The 17,128-nt window shown below is 57.0% G+C and carries 16 protein-coding genes and 1 pseudogene; 5 read left to right on the top strand and 12 right to left on the bottom strand.

Annotated elements, in window-relative coordinates; translation table 11 throughout:
* Window positions 1–149 precede the first annotated feature (149 nt).
* Window positions 150–641 (top strand): ATP-independent periplasmic protein-refolding chaperone Spy, encoded by a 492-nt coding sequence (gene spy, locus J2Y91_RS20525; RefSeq protein WP_133623482.1) that lies wholly within the window; start codon window positions 150–152, stop codon window positions 639–641.
* Window positions 642–771: 130 nt separating this feature from the next.
* Here spy and cho read toward each other — a convergent pair whose 3' ends face one another.
* The 4 genes from cho to J2Y91_RS20505 form a co-directional block, all read right to left on the bottom strand.
* Entirely contained in the window at window positions 772–1,641 is an 870-nt protein-coding gene (cho, locus tag J2Y91_RS20520) for an excinuclease Cho (RefSeq protein ID WP_133623483.1), read from the bottom strand.
* Between the two features lie 81 nt (window positions 1,642–1,722).
* Entirely contained in the window at window positions 1,723–2,550 is an 828-nt protein-coding gene (nadE, locus tag J2Y91_RS20515; protein ID WP_133623484.1) for an NAD(+) synthase, read from the bottom strand.
* Between the two features lie 124 nt (window positions 2,551–2,674).
* The gene (locus J2Y91_RS20510; protein ID WP_133623485.1) at window positions 2,675–3,865 is read right to left on the bottom strand and encodes a multidrug effflux MFS transporter; all 1,191 of its coding nucleotides are present in this window, start codon (window positions 3,863–3,865) and stop codon (window positions 2,675–2,677) included.
* Window positions 3,862–4,446: a TetR/AcrR family transcriptional regulator gene (locus tag J2Y91_RS20505; RefSeq protein ID WP_133623486.1), complete on the bottom strand. Its 585-nt coding sequence runs from the start codon at window positions 4,444–4,446 to the stop codon at window positions 3,862–3,864. The genes J2Y91_RS20510 and J2Y91_RS20505 overlap by 4 nt, the downstream gene beginning before the upstream one ends.
* A gap of 198 nt (window positions 4,447–4,644) precedes the next feature.
* Here J2Y91_RS20505 and osmE point away from each other — a divergent pair, with 198 nt between their 5' ends.
* Window positions 4,645–4,983, top strand: coding sequence for an osmotically-inducible lipoprotein OsmE (gene osmE / locus J2Y91_RS20500; RefSeq protein WP_048916222.1), 339 nt, complete (start codon window positions 4,645–4,647; stop codon window positions 4,981–4,983).
* A 63-nt stretch (window positions 4,984–5,046) separates the two neighbouring features.
* Here the strand turns inward: osmE and J2Y91_RS20495 are convergent, their stop codons facing one another.
* The 6 genes and pseudogenes from J2Y91_RS20495 to hxpB all read right to left on the bottom strand — a co-directional run bounded on the left by J2Y91_RS20495 (window position 5,047) and on the right by hxpB (window position 11,720).
* Complete coding sequence (locus tag J2Y91_RS20495) at window positions 5,047–5,454, bottom strand: DUF6515 family protein (protein ID WP_048916221.1); 408 nt, start codon at window positions 5,452–5,454, stop codon at window positions 5,047–5,049.
* A 152-nt stretch (window positions 5,455–5,606) separates the two neighbouring features.
* A pseudogene (katE, locus tag J2Y91_RS20490) lies at window positions 5,607–7,697 on the bottom strand (catalase HPII); the annotation flags it as partial.
* Window positions 7,698–7,867: 170 nt separating this feature from the next.
* Window positions 7,868–9,265, bottom strand: coding sequence for an L-cystine transporter (locus J2Y91_RS20485; RefSeq protein WP_133623488.1), 1,398 nt, complete (start codon window positions 9,263–9,265; stop codon window positions 7,868–7,870).
* A gap of 162 nt (window positions 9,266–9,427) precedes the next feature.
* Window positions 9,428–10,018, bottom strand: a complete 591-nt coding sequence (locus J2Y91_RS20480) for a metal-dependent hydrolase (protein ID WP_133623489.1) — start codon at window positions 10,016–10,018, stop codon at window positions 9,428–9,430.
* A gap of 145 nt (window positions 10,019–10,163) precedes the next feature.
* Complete coding sequence (kduD, locus tag J2Y91_RS20475) at window positions 10,164–10,925, bottom strand: 2-dehydro-3-deoxy-D-gluconate 5-dehydrogenase KduD (RefSeq protein WP_133623490.1); 762 nt, start codon at window positions 10,923–10,925, stop codon at window positions 10,164–10,166.
* Between the two features lie 123 nt (window positions 10,926–11,048).
* Window positions 11,049–11,720, bottom strand: coding sequence for a hexitol phosphatase HxpB (gene hxpB, locus J2Y91_RS20470; RefSeq protein ID WP_253539278.1), 672 nt, complete (start codon window positions 11,718–11,720; stop codon window positions 11,049–11,051).
* A 171-nt stretch (window positions 11,721–11,891) separates the two neighbouring features.
* Between hxpB and J2Y91_RS20465 the strand changes: the two genes are divergently transcribed.
* Window positions 11,892–12,431 (top strand): YniB family protein, encoded by a 540-nt coding sequence (locus tag J2Y91_RS20465; protein WP_048916214.1) that lies wholly within the window; start codon window positions 11,892–11,894, stop codon window positions 12,429–12,431.
* Window positions 12,432–12,470: 39 nt separating this feature from the next.
* Here J2Y91_RS20465 and J2Y91_RS20460 read toward each other — a convergent pair whose 3' ends face one another.
* Together J2Y91_RS20460 and ghoS are read right to left on the bottom strand one after the other, a co-directional pair.
* Entirely contained in the window at window positions 12,471–13,364 is an 894-nt protein-coding gene (locus J2Y91_RS20460; RefSeq protein ID WP_133623492.1) for a fructosamine kinase family protein, read from the bottom strand.
* 99 nt (window positions 13,365–13,463) lie between these two features.
* Window positions 13,464–13,757, bottom strand: coding sequence for a type V toxin-antitoxin system endoribonuclease antitoxin GhoS (ghoS, locus tag J2Y91_RS20455; protein WP_133623493.1), 294 nt, complete (start codon window positions 13,755–13,757; stop codon window positions 13,464–13,466).
* Between the two features lie 445 nt (window positions 13,758–14,202).
* Here ghoS and J2Y91_RS20450 point away from each other — a divergent pair, with 445 nt between their 5' ends.
* Together J2Y91_RS20450 and thrS are read left to right on the top strand one after the other, a co-directional pair.
* Complete coding sequence (locus J2Y91_RS20450; protein ID WP_133623494.1) at window positions 14,203–14,958, top strand: DUF481 domain-containing protein; 756 nt, start codon at window positions 14,203–14,205, stop codon at window positions 14,956–14,958.
* 240 nt (window positions 14,959–15,198) lie between these two features.
* On the top strand, window positions 15,199–17,127 hold the full coding sequence (gene thrS / locus J2Y91_RS20445; protein ID WP_048916199.1) for a threonine--tRNA ligase: 1,929 nt from the start codon (window positions 15,199–15,201) through the stop codon (window positions 17,125–17,127).
* Window position 17,128: the final 1 nt, after the last annotated feature.

The following is a 17,128-nucleotide window of genomic DNA, read 5'->3' as shown; positions in this document are numbered from 1 at the left end:
TCGCATTCTCTTCATGATTGACGTGAAATTGTCTTTTATGCTTTCAGGGCTTTACTGACGCTCTGACTACTTGACGTTCAGCGCCGTAAACTTGCTTCCGACATCACGACAATCGCGTCGTCATTGAACTGAAAAGTAAGGACTATATTATGCGTAAATTAACCTCTGTTTTTGTTGCCGCTTCACTGGCTCTGGGTGCTGCAAATATCGTTCATGCAGCCGCTGATACTCTGACGCCACCGCCGGCGGGTGCCGACAAGCCGATGACGCATAAGCCGCCGCGTCACGGTGGTATGCAACACGAGATGTTTAAAGGACTGAATCTGACGGACGCGCAGAAACAACAGATGCGCACCATCATGAAAGAGTCACACAAAGAGATGAAGCGCCCGTCGCTGGAAGAGCGCCGCGCAGCACATAACATTATCGCCTCCGACAGCTTCGACAAGGCGAAGGCAGAAGCGCAGGCTGAACAGATGTCTGCCAACGGCAAAGCGCGGGCAATGTCGATGCTGGAGACGCAGAACAAGCTGTATAACGTGCTGACTCCTGAGCAGAAAAAACAGTTTAATCAGAACTTTGAGAAACGTCTGACTGAAAAGCCGCACCATGAAGGTAAAATGGCGCCTGCAGAAGAGTAAATCCGCTAGTTTCAACGGGGTGAGGGATGCCTGCCCCGTTTGAGCCGGGATGGCTGCAAAAAATCTGAGACCGCCGACGTTGCCCACACCGCCTGAATGGCCGTGGTCACCGTCGGCGGTTTTGTTTTGTTCAGGCGCCGGGTAGAGGGATGATCGGCAGGCTGCCTTTCAGCAGCGGCTTGCAGAGGATCTTATAACCATCGCTGTCAAATCCGGGCGGGGTGGTGCACAGGGCGGCGGCATCCGCCAGATCGCTGACTGAACCGAGGTAGAGCCAGTTATTGATCACATGTATCTGCTGCTGGCTGACGCCCTTTTCCACCACGGCCACGGCACCCGGCCATGGCCAGCACTGCAGGCGCACGGCGTCCAGCGCCGCCAGCAGGCGCTGCTGGTGCGCCTCCAGTGACTCTTCCCCACAGCAGGCTCCGGCGCAGCGTTTCAGGCTGTAGCGGAAGCAGGCGCGACCTTTCGTCAGCGTTTCCAGCCCCAGCAGGCCGTAACAGAGCCGCTGCTCGTCGGCAATTTTTTGCAGGGTGTCCAGCGCGGCGCGGCGGCTGGCATACAGGCCGAACAGATCCGGCGTGTGCGAGAAGTCGACCTCTTTGGCATACACCACCTGCGGGCGCCCGGCGCGGATCTGCAGCGCGCACAGCTGGCGGTTTTTACGCAGGCGTTTATTGAACAGCGGCTGCTGCAGTTTGATCATCTGCGCTTCCAGCAGCAGGGCGCCCAGCTCACCGGCGGTAGGGATAAAACTGATGCGCGTCGCCTGGCGCAGCATGCGTGCCTCATCAGGGGTGCGCAGATGCGACAGCACCCGGCTGCGGATATTGACGCTTTTACCGATATACAGCGGCAGGGTTTCGCTTTCACCATGAAAAATATAGACGCCGGGCAGGGTGGGCAGGGATTCCAGCCACGGACGCAGCTGTTCCGGATACTGGTAGATTGCGGCGGGTTCAAACTCAAGGCGATGACTGGCTATTCTTCTGGCCACTAAAAACTCCGGCTACTGTGTATGCGCACAGTATAGCAGGAGTTTTCGCGTAAGGAATAACCGGTGAAAAGGCCGAAGGTGTTAACGTTTCCAGAAATCGTCAAACACCGTGATCGGCGGGCGGCGTTTATGTTCGGTTTTCAGATACCAGTTCTCGATGGTTTTCGCTGCCGCCGGGTCGATAGTTTGCCCTTCCAGATAGCGGTCGATCATCTCATAGGTCACGCCCAGCGCCACTTCATCCTGCAGGCCCGGACGATCGTCTTCAAGGTCGGCGGTGGGGTGCTTCAGATAGAGGTGCTCCGGGCAGCCCAGCGCTTTCAGCAGCTGCTTACCCTGGCCTTTGTGCAGGCGGAAGATCGGATTGATATCGGTGCCGCCATCGCCGTATTTGGTAAAGAAGCCAGTGACGGCTTCCGCCGCGTGGTCGGTGCCGACCACCACGCCGGAGGTCATACCGGCAATGTTGTACTGGGTTTTCATGCGCTCGCGCGCTTTATCGTTGCCGCGAATAAAATCGGAAAGCGTGATTCCGGCATCGCGCAGCGCCTGCTCGCTGGCCTGCACCGCTGCCTTGATGTTCACCGTCAGCACGCGGTCGGGCTGGATAAACGCAATGGCGTCCTGGCAGTCCTGCTCGTCGGCCTGTACGCCGTGCGGCAGGCGCACCGCGATAAACTGGTAGCTGCCGTCGCCGGTTTCAGCCCGCAGTTCGTTAATGGCGATCTGGCACAGCTTACCCGTCAGGGTAGAGTCCTGACCGCCGCTGATGCCCAGCACCAGCGACTTCAGGAACGGATACGTTTTCAGATAGGATTTAAGAAATTCAACGCTGGTGCGAATTTCTGCCTGAGCATCAATAGTGGGCTTGACGCCCAGCGCCGCGATAATGTCCTGTTGCAGAGCCATTTACCTCTCCTCATTTTCAGCGCCGACTGGCGGCGACGGTGTGCAATTTATCTGTTTAAGCTAACGTGCCCGGCGCGAAACCACAACAATCAATACGTTACTCTCTGCACCGGGTCTGATTGGGTCAGGCTGTTTTCGCTTTCTGTGCCAGCAGATTGAACATCAGAATCGCCAGCATATAACAGCCAAAGATGGTGGCGCTCATGGTCAGTACCGAGGTGCCACCGATACCGGTAACCGGAACGCTGATGCCACCCAGGGTAAACATGGTGACGCCAATTACGGCCGAGGCGCTGCCGGCACGGTGCCCCTGGCTCTGCATCGCCAGCGAGGCGGCGGTAACGGAGATCACGCCGTTGCTTGCCACGCTGAAGAACAGCGCCACCAGTACCAGCGGCAGGCTCGCACTGCTTAGCCCCGCCACCAGCAGGCTGCCGGAAGAGATGAACGCCAGCACCAGGCCGCCTTTCAGCACGCGGTACTCGCCCCACAGTGGGCTGAGGCGGGCACTTACCTGTGATGCAATAATCAGGCCGACCCCATTGGCGGCGAAGCAGAAGCTGAATGCCTGAGGGGAAAGCTGGTAGATCTGCTGCAGGACGAACGGCGATGCGCCGATATAGGCGAACATGCCCGACATCATAAAGCCCTGCGTCAGGCAGAAGCCCATAAATGGGCGATGGGTGACCACCTGGCCGAGGGCCGCCCACGCCGAGAACAGACTGCCCTGGCTGCGGCGCGCAGCGGGCAGGGTCTCATGCAGCTTGAGGCGTGCCAGCACAAACAGCAGCACGGCAATCGCCGCCAGCACCATAAACAGCCCGCGCCAGTCGAGAAACGCCATCAGCGCGCCGCCCAGCACTGGTGCAGCAATCGGCGCCAGGCCGTTGACCAGCATCAGTAGCGCAAAGAATTTGGTCAGCTCATGGCCGCTGTACATATCGCGGGCAATGGCGCGCGACAGCACCGCACCGCCAGCCCCGGACAGCCCTTCAAACAGCCGCGCCAGCAGCAGCTGATGGATATCCTGCGCCAGCGCACAGCCAATGGAGGCCACCAGCAATAGCACCAGCGACAGCAGCAGCGGGCGGATACGGCCATATTTATCGCTCAGCGGGCCGAAAAACAGCTGGCCTAAGCCGAGGCCGAGCAGGCCGGCGGTCAGGCTCAGCTGTGCCGTGGCGGTCGGGGTGTGCAGGTCTTTAGCCAGTTCCGGCAGCGCGGGCAGGTAGAGATCGATGCAGAGCGGGCCAAGCGCCGCCAGCAGGCCGAGCGTGATGGCATAGCCAAGACGTTTGGGATGAGCAGGTGTCATGATTCCTCTGATTTGAAAAGAAGGTCGTTAATTTGCTGATAAAGGGTATAGAGACGTTGTGCCGACGCTTTCTGCGGCGTGATGCGGCGGTAAGAGGTGCCTTCCACCATCACGGCGAGGATCTCAACCGAGGCGCGAACCCGCTCGGGGCTGAACTCAGGATGTTCAGCCGCCACTTTGCAGCAGGCCTGGGTGAACATGCGCTGATCGGCATCGGCCATCATCTGTGCCACTCGCGGGTTGCGCGTGGCTTCGGCGGCAACCTCGATCATCAGGGCTTCATCCTCTTCATTCAGCACCCTGCGCCACGCCAGCAGCTCGGGCAGGTGGACGTTGCCGCTGGTGGAGATCATCTCCTGCAGGCGGTGGTCGATAATGCGGCGGATGATCTCTTCGATAATCGCATCTTTATTGATGAAGTAGCGATAGATTTGCCCCACGCTGAGCCGCGCTTCCAGCGCCAGCTGCGACATGCTGGCGGCATGAAAACCATGCTGGCGAAAACAGCGGCGGGCAGCGGAGATAATCTCGTCCTGGCGCAGACGGTGGCGCGCCTCGCGTGCTTCTACTTGTGAGCTCATCGGCCCTCCGCCTGGGGGTGAGTGACCCATAACAGCCAGTAAGCTTCAGCCGTTACAGGAATGCGAATGTTCATTCTCAAGGGCTGCATTATAGGCGTGGAGCAGAGAGATCGATATTAATTTGACGCCATAAAGTTGATAAATCTGCATTTATATTCCAGGCTTAGAGCTACATGGACAATAAATGAGGAAGAATAAATGCGTAAGTTGACGGGATTGATTGGTGCTGCTGTTGCCCTGGCCGTGTTGTCTGGCTGTACTGCCTACGACCGGGCGGAAAGTTATGTCACCAAACCTGTAGTGCAGGACGTGAAAAAAGGGATGACCCGCCAGCAGGTGCGTGACATCGCCGGCCCACCTTCTACCGAAATTACCATGGTCCACGCTCGCGGCACCTGCCAGACGTATGTGCTGGGCGAACGTGACGGTAAACAGCAGACTTACTTTGTCAGCTATAGCGACACCGGCCGTGTGATGAACTACGGCTTCCAGAGCTGCAAAGATTACGATACCGACCCGCAGGCTACCACCAAGTAACTGTTGGTTACGTAAAAAAAACGGTCACCGCGGTGACCGTTTTTTTTTGTCATTTTTAGCAAGTTACAGACCCGGCGGCCGTGGAACTTCCAGATATTCACCGTTGATGCTGCGGCGGTAGTAATGGCCGTCCTGCACGTAAAATCGCTCACCGTTGTAATCCAGCGCGCGCATGTCGTCGTAACTGTCACGGTAATGTTCCACCGGGCGGTCAACCACCACATAGGTGTTATCGTTCTGGCGCTGGTAGTAGTTGCCGTTAAGCACATAGTAAGTCAGGCCGCCAATCAGCACCGCAGCGGCAGCACCGGGCAGAAACGATAAGCGCCCGGGTCCGTGGCCGCCGTGCCAGCCGCCGTCGCCATGATGCCAGCCCGGACCGGGGCCGGGACCCCAGCCGCCGGGATGGGCCGATGCCAGCGCCGGGGTAAGCAGCGATAAGGCGAAAAGTGTGGTTATCACCTTTTTCATAAGCATTCTCCTGGTTCATACCGGGTTCAGCATCTTCCTTACCCGGGATAAATACAAGCGCCAACCCCTCGCCATTTGCCGCTGCTTACAGCGCTTAACGTTTCCTTTACCTGACCGCCACGATTGCCCTCAGATTGTGATGAGCAGGGCGCTTACGCCGGGACGCTGAGCGCTTTCTGGCTGCGTGACCAGATACGGTGAGCAGCCAGCGCGGCCAGGAATTCGCTCATCAACACCCCCTCAGTTTTACTGTCGCAGATGATGCCCTCTTCTTCATCTTCGTCAGCCAGCCCGAACTGTGCCTTAAAGCGCCGTGCGTTGCCGCTCAGCCCGATCACTTTCAGGTGCTTGTAGGCTTCCAGCAGGAAATAACAGGCATCGCCGCGCAGCAGCAGGGCATCGATGTTGCCATCGGGCACCAGCACCGCGTCAAACGTCAGCGAAGGCAGGCCGCTGAAGGTAGCATCCACGGTCAGCGTCGAGCCGTCATCCGCGTGAACCTCGCCCATGTGCGCCGCCAGCAATTTGGCATGCACCCCGTGATTTTTCAGCTCCTGCAGCGCAGCCAGCGTATCGGCCGCGTTGAAACCATTGCTCAGCAGCAGCGCCACCTTGCGGCCTTTAATGCTGCCGCTTGGCACCGCATACAGGCTGAGGCTGGCATCTTTTTTCAGGCCATTGACGTCCTTTGGTGGTGCCGTCTGCAGCTGCTGTTCGGAAAGGGTCAGGCCAAGGTTCTCCGCCACGCTGTTCGCCAGCGAAATATCGATATGCACCAGCTGGTCCACCACGCGCTCGCGAATGTAGGCGCGGCCAACTTTGCTTAGCTCGAAGGAGAAAGCATCGACGATATGCTGCTGTTCCACCGGCGTCTGACTCTGCCAGAACAGGCGCGGCTGCGAGTAGTGCTCCTCAAAAGAGGGGCTGCGCTCGCGCACTTTATGCCCTTCAATACGCTCCTGATAGCTCTCAAAACCGCCGCGCTGTGGCGCGGGTGGCGTTTCGCGCGGCCAGTTGTCGTTGATCGAGTTGGGTTCGTAGTTGGCCGGGTTAGTATCGATCTCCATACGGTGCATGCCCTGGCGCTGGAAGTTGTGGTACGGGCAGACCGGGCGGTTAATCGGAATTTCATGGAAGTTCGGGCCGCCAAGACGGCTGATCTGGGTATCGGTGTAGGAGAACAGGCGCCCCTGCAGCAGCGGGTCGTTGCTGAAATCCATTCCCGGTACGATATGACCCGGGTGGAAGGCCACCTGCTCGGTTTCGGCGAAAAAGTTATCCGGGTTGCGGTTGAGCACCATTTTGCCAATCAGCTGCACCGGCACCAGCTCTTCAGGGATCAGCTTGGTGGCATCCAGCAGGTCAAAATCGAAGTTGAATTCGTCAGCCTCGGGAATAAGCTGCACGCCCAGCTCATATTCCGGGAAGTCTCCCGCTTCGATCGCTTCCCACAGGTCGCGGCGGTGGAAGTCGGGATCGCGGCCGGTCAGCTTTTGTGACTCGTCCCACAGCAGCGAGGCTTTACCCGCCACCGGCTTCCAGTGGAAGCGCACAAACGTCCCTTTCCCTTCGGCGTTGATAAAGCGGAAGGTGTGAATGCCAAAACCTTCCATGGTGCGGTAGCTGCGCGGAATGCCGCGATCGGACATCGCCCAGATGACGTTGTGCAGGGTTTCTGGCTGCAGGGAAACATAATCCCAGAAGGTGTCGTGGGCGCTTTGCCCCTGCGGCATCTCATTGTTCGGCTCTGGTTTTACCGCGTGGACAAAATCAGGGAACTTATGCGCATCCTGGATAAAGAACACCGGGGTATTGTTGCCCACCAGGTCGAAAACGCCTTCCTCCGTATAGAACTTGGTGGCCCAGCCGCGGATGTCACGCACGGTATCGGCGGAACCCGCGCCGCCCTGCACCGTGGAGAAGCGGACAAATACTGGCGTGACGCTTTCCGGGGAGCGCAGAAAGTCCGCTTTGGTAACCTCGCTCATGTCGCGATAGGTTTGAAAGTAGCCGTGTGCCGCAGAGCCGCGCGCATGGACAATACGCTCCGGGATGCGCTCGTGGTCAAAGTGGGTGATCTTCTCACGCATGATGAAGTCTTCCAGCAGCGTCGGTCCGCGCGTTCCGGCACGCAGTGAGTTCTGGTCATCGGCGATGCGAGTACCCTGATTGGTGGTCAGTGGTTGTTCCATTCCATTTTTGCGAAAGGGTTCCAGCGCAGCCACTTTGGCGTTGTCAGGGGCGGTAGTGGGCTTCTGCTGCTGCGGTTTGTGTTCTTTCGGCATGACTCATCTACTCCAGTTGCTGTCGTTTTAGGGCAACAGTAACTATAGAACAGTGAGGGATATACGCCCGTTAAATGCAGGGATATGACGAAATGAGGCGGGCCGGCAAGTGCCGACCCGCAGGAGGATTAACGATGTGCCAGTTCGGCTTCGCTGTCTGAGTCGGTGTTCATAATCGCTTTATCAGTCTGCTTCAGCCACTGGCTGGTCAGCGTACCGGCAGTCATGGAACCGTTGACGTTGAGCGCGGTGCGGCCCATATCAATCAGCGGCTCGATGGAGATCAGCAGGGCCACCAGCGTGACCGGCAGGCCCATCGCAGGCAGAACGATCAGCGCAGCGAAGGTCGCGCCACCGCCGACGCCGGCAACGCCCGCAGAGCTGAGGGTCACGATGCCGATCAGCGTGGCAATCCACATCGGGTCAAACGGGTTGATGCCCACGGTTGGCGCCACCATTACCGCCAGCATGGTCGGGTAAAGACCGGCACAGCCGTTCTGACCAATGGTGGCACCAAAGGATGCCGCAAAGCTGGCAATCGACTCTGGAATACCCAGACGACGAGTTTGCGCTTCCACGCTCAGCGGAATAGTCGCGGCGCTGGAGCGGCTGGTGAAGGCAAAGGTGATAACCGGCCACACTTTACGGAAGAAGCGCAGCGGATTCACGCCGTTGACCGACAGCAGCAGGGCATGCACGGCAAACATAATCGCCAGGCCGAGGTAGGAGGCCAGCACGAAGCTGCCAAGCTTGATGATGTCGCTCAGGTTAGAGGTTGCCACCACTTTGGTCATCAGCGCCAGCACGCCGTAAGGCGTCAGCTTCATGATCAGGCGCACCAGCTTCATCACCCAGGACTGCAGCGTATCGATGGCTTTCAGCACGCGCTGGCCCTTTTCGACATCATCCTTCAGCAGCTGCAGAGCCGCCACGCCCAGGAAGGCGGAGAAGATCACTACGCTGATGATCGAAGTAGGGTTGGCACCGGTCAGGTCGGCAAACGGGTTTTTCGGTACAAAGGAGAGCAGCAGCTGCGGCGCGCTGAGATCGGCGACCTTGCCGACATAGCTGCTCTGAATGGCCGCAAGGCGTGCGCTTTCCTGCGCGCCCTGCACCAGGCCACCGGCGTTGAGGCCGAACAGCCAGGTGACGAATACGCCAACCGCGGCGGCAATGGCGGTGGTGAACAGCAGCACGCCAATGGTCAGTACGCTGATTTTACCCAGCGATGAGGCGTTATGCAGACGGGCTACGGCGCTGAGAATCGATGCGAACACCAGCGGCATCACAATCATCTGCAGCAGCTGAACGTAACCGCCGCCGACCAGGTTAAACCAGCTGACAGACTCTTTGATAACCGGGCTGTTTTCGCCGTAAATGGTGTGCAGCGCGAGGCCAAACAGTACGCCGACCACCAGGCCGAACAGCACTTTCTTCGACAGGCTCCAGCCGGTGCGGCCGGTTTTTGCTACCAGCAGCAGCAGCGCCACGAACGCTACCAGGTTAATAATTAGCGGAAAATTCATTTCCCATTTCTCCCAAAAATAGTCGGCAAAAGTGCCATAACTGACTTCAGTTAATTTCTGACGCGCAGTAACCAGCACAAGGGCGAAATGGTAGCAGCTAGTGATGGTGCAGGCTTATATCCAAAAGGAATGATTTATAACTTTTGCTGCGTTATTGCCTGATTAATGTCCGTTTTGCGGATTTATTACCCGGCTAAAGCCATTTTGTACCGAATTGACCACCTGACTGGTCCAGCCGGTCGCACCAAACGGTGGCATTCCCGGCGGAAACCAGATGGCATAACCGACCAGCGCGAGGCACAGCGCACGCTCCAGCTGGTTACCTTTCTGGCTTCTCAGCAGCGGCAGGCGGAAGCGCCAGCGGCACGGCCACAGCAGGGGGACCCCGGCGGGCGTCAGCATATCGGCAACAATGTGGCTGAGGTAGCCCAGCACCATGCCCTGGAAGGCATCGGCAGGGATCAGCCAGCCAGCGGGCAGCTTCAGCTGTAGCAGCGCGACGCCGCCCGCCAACGCCAGCAGGCTGTGGGTAAATCCGCGATGACCAAAGGCGCGCGCAATAGGGTGCGACAGCCACTTCAGGCGCTGACCGAGAAAAGATTTGGGATGGTCAATGTCCGGCAGCAGGCAGGTGAGCAGGGTAGCCGGAATAATATGCCACCAGTCTGCGCTGGCCAGCACCGGCGTCAGTTCCGCACGCTTGGCGAAAATGGCGCTGGCAATGGCAAATATGAGGTGGCCTTCGGCCGTCATGGGAACACCTGGTGCATAACTGTCAATGCATCCAGTATAGGGAATATATACAGTAGAATAAATATGTGACGCTGTAACGAAAGATAAATATTTTTACATCAGTGAAATGTTGAGCGGGTCGCGCAGAAACTGACCCGCATTTGGCTTACCGCGCCAGCCAGCCGCCGTCGACGGCCAGCGTATAGCCATTGACGTAGTCCGCCGCGCTGGAGGCAAGAAACACCACCGGCCCCATCATATCGCGGCTCTCGCCCCAGCGACCGCTCGGGATGCGCTCGAGGATCTGCTGACTGCGCTCTTCGTCATCACGCAGCTGCTCGGTGTTGTTGGTGGCCATATAGCCCGGGGCGATGGCATTAACGTTGATGCCGTACTGCGCCCATTCGTTGGCCATCAGGCGCGTCAGCCCCATTACCGCGCTTTTCGAGGCGGTATACGAAGGTACGCGGATGCCGCCCTGGTAAGAGAGCATTGAGGCGATATTAATGATTTTGCCGCCGTGCCCCTGCTGAACGAACTGGCGCGCCACCGCCTGCGCAAGAAAGAACAGCGTCTTGCTGTTGATGTTCATGACGTCATCCCAGTCCTGCTCACTGAAATTCAGCGCCTCTGCGCGGCGAATAATCCCGGCATTGTTGACCAGGATATCGAGCCGCGGGCAGGCTGCCAGCGCCTGCTCCATCACCTTTGGCACGCAGTGGCTGTCCGACAGGTCGGCGGTGATGCTGATAAAGCGGCGTCCGAGCGCGCTCACCTGCTTTGCCGTTGCGCAGGCAGCGGAGCGGTTGACGCCAATAATGTCACATCCGGCCTGCGCCAGACCGACGGCCATACCCTGACCCAGCCCGGTGTTGCATCCGGTGATCAGTGCGACTTTCCCTTCGAGGTTAAAAGCATTGAGGATCATAGCGGCTTCCTGATTAATGAGGTTATCAGGGAGCATAGGCGCAGGAAGAGGGTAATTCAATAAAAATGAAACATTGTTTTATTTTTATTGAGAGGTGCTGCACAGGCAGCACCTTTTCAGGGTTTAACCACCGCGCAGATGAGCAGGGGTGAGCTGCTGCAGGCTGCTCAGCTTGACCTCCGCCAGCGCCCAGCGTGCATCTTCAGCGTAGCTGGCGTCAGGCACCACTATAGAGCGCATACGTGCGGCTTTAGTGGCGATCATGCCGTTAAAGGAGTCTTCCAGCGTGACGCAGTTCAGTGGGTCGACGCCAAGCCGGGCGGCGGCATCAAGGTAAACCTGCGGGTGCGGTTTGCTGTAGGGCAGAGATTCTGCCGAGGCCAGCACTTCAAAATAGTCGCGCAGGTCAAACATCTCCAGCACGCGCTCCAGCATAAACAGCGGGGAGGCGGAGGCGAGGCCAATCTTCAGCCCTTCGGCCTGGCACAGCTTTAACGCATGCTCAACGCCCGGCAGCAGCGGGCGGCGCTCCTCTACCAGGCTCAGCGCGCGGGCAATCACGCGCTGCGTCACTTCCGCCTGGGAAGGGCCGCTCCACGGCAGGGTTTCGTACCACATGCGCACCACCTGATCGATGCGCAGGCCGAGCGCCTCGGGCAGCTCTTTACGGCGGCTGAGGTCAACATCAAGGGTATTGAAGATGTCCAGCTCGGCCTGGTGCCATAGCGGTTCTGAATCGATCAGCAGGCCATCCATATCAAAGATGGCGGCGAGTACAGGGCGTTGATAAGACATGCTGCGGCTCCATTTGACAGTTTGTGCCACCTTAGCATGAAGGCGCTGCTGAAAAAATTATCATCGCAGCGGCGTTTAGCCGGGATCCTGCGCTGGTGACCGCATTTTACAGGCGCTTTTTGCCGACTCAATGTAGACTGACACGCAGACATCGTATGGACAGGAGAAGGCATGACTTATCAACAGGCTGGCAGAGTGGCGGTGATCAAGCGGGTCGCGGGCTGGGTTATCTTTATTCCCGCGCTGATCTCAACGCTGATTTCCCTGCTGGGTTTTCTGGAAAAAAGCCGGGAAAAGCGCGAGGGCATTAATGCGGTGATGCAGGATTTTGCCCATGTGATGATTGAGATGATCCGTTTTAACACCGGTTTTCTTTCCAGCTTCTGGAATAACTCACCGGTACCGGATTTTAATCACGGCAGCAACGTGCTGTTCTGGGTTATCTACGTGCTGATTTTTGTCGGCCTTGCTCTGCAGGCTTCCGGCGCGCGAATGTGGCGCCAGTCGCGCTTTCTGCGTGAAGGGATTGAGGATCAGCTGATTCTGGAGAACGCGCGCGGTACAGAAGGGCACACGCGTGCGCAGCTGGAAGAGAGGATTGTGGTGCCGCGCCACACCATTTTCCTGCAAATATTCCCGCTGTACGTCCTGCCGATTATCATCGCCGTAGCGGGCTACTTCGTGCTGAAGCTGGCCGGGTTTATCTACTGAGGATGGCGGGCGGGGGAAGGTGCCCCGCCCGGGCTTATCTCAGGCCGGACGCGCGTGCTGTTTAGCCAAATCGTCCACATCTAACAGGGTGCCTACCGCACGCTGTGCCTCCCCAAGCCAGCTGCCGCCGAAGACATTGGCGCGGTTCAGCAGATAGTAGAGCTGATAAATCGGCTGACGCTGTGAGAAGCCGCAAGGTAGCGGCCACACCGACTGATAACCCTCGAAAATCTGCCCCGGCAGCTGACTGAACCACGGTAGCATGGCCAGGTCACACTCACGATCGCCCCAGTAGCAGGCTGGATCAAATAGCCAGGGACCACTGTCACTCCCCGCGCAGTTCGCCGGCCACAGATCGCCGTGCAGTAGCGACGGCTGCGGGTGATGGGCGTCGAGGGCCGTCTGCGCGCAGTGCACAATCAGCTCGATATCCCCATACTGAATACCCTTTTCAGCGGCGAGCTGCAGCTGCCAGCCGATGCGCTGTTCAGCAAAGAACACCGACCAGCGTTTCAGCCAGCTGTTGGGCTGAGGAGAGGTGGTAATATTATTGTCGAAGTCCAGCCCAAACTGCGGCTGTTCACTCCACTGGTGAAGATGGGCCAGCTGTACGCCAAGCTGGAAAGCAGAATCGGCATTGAGCGGCGTCGGCTTGATGTATTCCAGCAGCAGAAAGCTGGTCTCGCGGTCGCTGCCAACGCCGTACACTTCCGGCACGCGCACCGTATGGGTACGCGCCAGCAGCTGGAGCTGATCCGCTTCCCAGCTGAAGAGATCGAGCATCTCGCGCTGGTTACACTTCACAAACACCTGGTGCTCACCGTATTGCAGCAGCCAGGCAGCATGGACCTCACCGCCCGGCAACTCGCTGCGTCCGCTAATTTCTGCCGGACCCAGTTGCTCACTCAACAGACGACCGATGGCTGACCACATAGGACACTCCTCTTTTTCGCTGTGATTCGACGATGATAACGCTTAAAGAATAACCAAAATACCCACTGGCGCACGGCATTGCATCATATTTACAGAAAGTTAGCGTTTAAGCTGCTGCTGGAACTCCTCCCAGCGCTGCACGTCCACCTCCGGTGCATCACCGAGCACCAATTCTCCCGCGCTGCGCGCCTGCTGCGCAATCTCTTCCGGCTCCATCGCGCTGGTGATGCCGAAGCTGTTGGTGCCTAATTCGTGTGGATGGCCCTCGCTGTCGTTGAGCGTGGTGCTGAACCCGGCACTGAGCAGGGCGCTATTTAACTCCAGCAGGTCAGAGAGCCCTTTTTCCTGGTAGCGGAAGGTGACAACAAACTGTTCAACTGATTGGCTATTCATGATTTACCTCAATGTGATAAAGCGCCCCTCAATCGTAGTTCACTGTCGCAGTCGGTGCGGTGAATTCACGCAAGGGCGCTAGCAAAGCCGAGGGCGGATCTCTTTTCTGCGCGTTTTACGTTAAGAAGACGTAAAGCCGCTGGTTGCGCAGCGGATGGGCGAATGCTGGTATTAATATTTACTTACATATACTGGCTGCAGGGCGATAAATTCGTCCTTTGCTAGAGCTAAATCTTATTGACAGCCAGGTGTTTTTTCATCATTTACCCATTATAATGCGCGCCGTTAATGGGAATGTTCCTATTCGAAGGGTAGTTTGGTCATGATGCTTTGGAAAAAGAGCGGATTAACAATTTCTTACGATTATTACCGTAAATTGCGTTGATCGTCCTTCAAAACGCTTCAGACTCCCTCTTTTTAAAACTGTCGTACGGGTCACATTTAAATGAAAGCGCTTAATAAGCTGTCTGTAGTTCTTCTGCTCTCCGGGGGAGCACTGTGTCAACAAGCCCTGGCGGATAACAACGTCTTCACGGTTATGGATGACCCTTCTACAGCGAAGAAAGATTTTGAAGGTAACGCGGCTGCGGGCTATATGGCTCAGTCCGGTAACACCACCAGTTCTTCCGCAACGGCGAACACCAACCTGACATGGTATACCCCAAGTTTTGCTTACAGCCTGTGGGGCAACGCCAGCAATACCTCGTCTAATGATGAGCGTTCATCCGAGACCTATCAGGTCGGTGGCCGTACGCGTTATAACATCAACAGCGCTGACTACCTGTTCGGCCAGGCGAGCTGGTTAAGCGACCGCTTCAACGGTTACGACGGTCGTTCTATTCTTGCTGCCGGTTACGGTCGCCAGCTGCTGAACGGCCCGGTGCACTCGCTGCGTGTGGAAGCCGGTCCTGGTGTGCGTTATGACGACTACCATGAAGGTGGCCATGAGACCCAGGCTCTGGCCTATGGCGCACTGAGCTATCAGTGGCAGCTGACGGACACCACCAAGTTCGTTCAGGGTGTTTCCGTACTGGGTAGCGACGATACTACCGTCAACTCCGAAACCGGTCTGCAGGTAGCGATTAACGAACATTTCGCCCTGAAGATGGCTTACAACGTGACCTGGAACCAGAATCCACCTGAGTCAGCGCCCGATCATACCGATACCAAAACCACCATCACGCTCTCTTACGCGATGTAATTGCTTTGCGGGCTGCCTGCGGGCGGCCCGTCATTCCTGCCTTATTCTGCCAGCATCTCCCTGCGCGGTTTCTCTCTGATCCTAAAGATGTTATTATGCTTGCCTTGCTGTGTATTGCGCAGCTATCAAGGGCGGCGGCAATCCGACAATGTGGGTCAGACAGCCTGCCAGCCCGGAACTCTCAAACTATGTTTGCATGTAATCTTACGTGTGGGTTACCACTGCAATTAAGGATGTTTCATGCCTGTAATTACTCTTCCTGATGGAAGCCAGCGCTCTTTTGACCACGCCGTCAGCGTGATGGATATTGCCCTCGACATCGGTCCTGGCCTGGCGAAAGCCTGTATTGCTGGCCGTGTGAATGGTGAACTGGTGGATGCGGTTGACCCGATCACCGAAGACGCCAATGTTGCAATCATCACCGCTAAAGACGAAGCCGGTCTGGAAATTATTCGTCACTCCTGTGCGCACCTGTTAGGGCACGCGATTAAACAGCTGTGGCCGGATACCAAAATGGCTATCGGCCCGGTTATCGACAACGGTTTTTACTACGACGTTGACCTTGACCGCACGCTGACCCAGGAAGATATCGACCTGCTGGAAAAGCGTATGCACCAGCTGGCAGAGACCAATTACGACGTTGTTAAGCAGAAAGTCAGCTGGCAGGAAGCGCGTGACGCTTTCGCTGCGCGCGACGAAACTTACAAAATGACCATCCTTGATGAAAATATCAGCCGTGACGACCGTCCTGGCCTGTATCATCACGAAGAGTATGTCGACATGTGCCGGGGTCCGCACGTGCCGAATATGCGTTTCTGCCACCACTTCAAGCTACAGAAAATTTCTGGCGCTTACTGGCGTGGCGACAGCAACAATAAAATGTTGCAGCGTATTTACGGCACCGCCTGGGCCGACAAAAAGCAGCTGGCGGCCTATCTGCTGCGTCTGGAAGAAGCGGCGAAGCGCGATCACCGTAAAATCGGTAAGCAGCTCGACCTGTATCATATGCAGGAAGAGGCGCCTGGCATGGTGTTCTGGCACAACGACGGCTGGACTATCTTCCGCGAGCTGGAAGTGTTTGTCCGCACCAAGCTGAAAGAGTATGACTACCAGGAAGTAAAAGGTCCGTTCATGATGGACCGCGTGCTGTGGGAAAAAACCGGCCACTGGGAAAACTACAAAGAGGCGATGTTTACCACCTCTTCAGAAAACCGTGAATACTGCATTAAGCCGATGAACTGCCCGGGCCACGTGCAGATTTTCAATCAGGGTCTAAAATCATACCGTGATTTACCCCTGCGTATGGCAGAGTTTGGTAGCTGTCACCGTAATGAGCCGTCGGGCGCACTGCACGGCCTGATGCGCGTACGCGGCTTTACTCAGGATGATGCCCATATCTTCTGTACTGAAGAGCAGGTGCGCGACGAGGTCAACAGCTGCATTAAGATGGTGTACGACATGTACAGCACCTTCGGCTTTGAAAAGATCGTGGTGAAACTCTCTACGCGTCCAGAGAAGCGTATCGGCACCGACGACCTGTGGGACCGCTCAGAAGCGGACCTGGCGGCCGCGCTGAAAGAGAACAACATTCCGTTCGAATATCAGCCGGGCGAGGGCGCTTTCTACGGTCCTAAAATTGAGTTTACCCTGCATGACTGTCTCGACCGTGCATGGCAGTGTGGTACTGTGCAGCTGGACTTCTCGCTGCCGGGCCGCCTGAGCGCCTCGTATGTGGGTGAAAGTAATGAACGTCAGGTTCCGGTGATGATTCACCGCGCAATCCTGGGGTCCATGGAGCGCTTTATCGGGATTTTAACCGAAGAATATGCCGGTTTCTTCCCGACCTGGCTTGCTCCACTACAAGTTGTGGTGATGAATATCACCGATGGCCAGTCCGAATATGTTGCAGAATTGACCCGAAAATTGCAGAATGCGGGCATTCGTGCAAAAGCGGACTTGAGAAACGAGAAGATTGGCTTTAAAATCCGCGAGCATACTTTACGTCGTGTCCCTTACATGTTGGTCTGTGGTGATAAAGAGGTGGAAGCTGGCAAAGTGGCCGTTCGCACCCGCCGCGGTAAAGACCTGGGAAGCATGGACGTAAACGAAGTGATCGCGAAGCTGCAGGATGAAATCCGCAGTCGCAATCTTCATCAATTGGAGGAATAAA

Source organism: Erwinia aphidicola (assembly GCF_024169515.1).
GTDB classification, from domain to species: Bacteria; Pseudomonadota; Gammaproteobacteria; order Enterobacterales; family Enterobacteriaceae; genus Erwinia; species Erwinia aphidicola.
Note: the sequence above shows the minus strand (reverse complement) of the source record. Positions and strands in the feature narration are given on the sequence as shown.

Excerpts from the sequence above, each read along its gene's own strand:
- spy (WP_133623482.1), top strand. The coding sequence starts at position 150 with ATGCGTAAATTAACCTCTGTTTTTGTTGCCGCTTCACTGGCTCTGGGT.
- nadE (WP_133623484.1), bottom strand. The coding sequence starts at position 2,550 with ATGGCTCTGCAACAGGACATTATCGCGGCGCTGGGCGTCAAGCCCACT.
- J2Y91_RS20510 (WP_133623485.1), bottom strand. The coding sequence starts at position 3,865 with ATGACACCTGCTCATCCCAAACGTCTTGGCTATGCCATCACGCTCGGC.
- J2Y91_RS20505 (WP_133623486.1), bottom strand. The coding sequence starts at position 4,446 with ATGAGCTCACAAGTAGAAGCACGCGAGGCGCGCCACCGTCTGCGCCAG.
- osmE (WP_048916222.1), top strand. The coding sequence starts at position 4,645 with ATGCGTAAGTTGACGGGATTGATTGGTGCTGCTGTTGCCCTGGCCGTG.
- J2Y91_RS20495 (WP_048916221.1), bottom strand. The coding sequence starts at position 5,454 with ATGAAAAAGGTGATAACCACACTTTTCGCCTTATCGCTGCTTACCCCG.
- J2Y91_RS20485 (WP_133623488.1), bottom strand. The coding sequence starts at position 9,265 with ATGAATTTTCCGCTAATTATTAACCTGGTAGCGTTCGTGGCGCTGCTG.
- J2Y91_RS20480 (WP_133623489.1), bottom strand. The coding sequence starts at position 10,018 with ATGACGGCCGAAGGCCACCTCATATTTGCCATTGCCAGCGCCATTTTC.
- kduD (WP_133623490.1), bottom strand. The coding sequence starts at position 10,925 with ATGATCCTCAATGCTTTTAACCTCGAAGGGAAAGTCGCACTGATCACC.
- hxpB (WP_253539278.1), bottom strand. The coding sequence starts at position 11,720 with ATGTCTTATCAACGCCCTGTACTCGCCGCCATCTTTGATATGGATGGC.
- J2Y91_RS20465 (WP_048916214.1), top strand. The coding sequence starts at position 11,892 with ATGACTTATCAACAGGCTGGCAGAGTGGCGGTGATCAAGCGGGTCGCG.
- J2Y91_RS20460 (WP_133623492.1), bottom strand. The coding sequence starts at position 13,364 with ATGTGGTCAGCCATCGGTCGTCTGTTGAGTGAGCAACTGGGTCCGGCA.
- ghoS (WP_133623493.1), bottom strand. The coding sequence starts at position 13,757 with ATGAATAGCCAATCAGTTGAACAGTTTGTTGTCACCTTCCGCTACCAG.
- J2Y91_RS20450 (WP_133623494.1), top strand. The coding sequence starts at position 14,203 with ATGAAAGCGCTTAATAAGCTGTCTGTAGTTCTTCTGCTCTCCGGGGGA.
- thrS (WP_048916199.1), top strand. The coding sequence starts at position 15,199 with ATGCCTGTAATTACTCTTCCTGATGGAAGCCAGCGCTCTTTTGACCAC.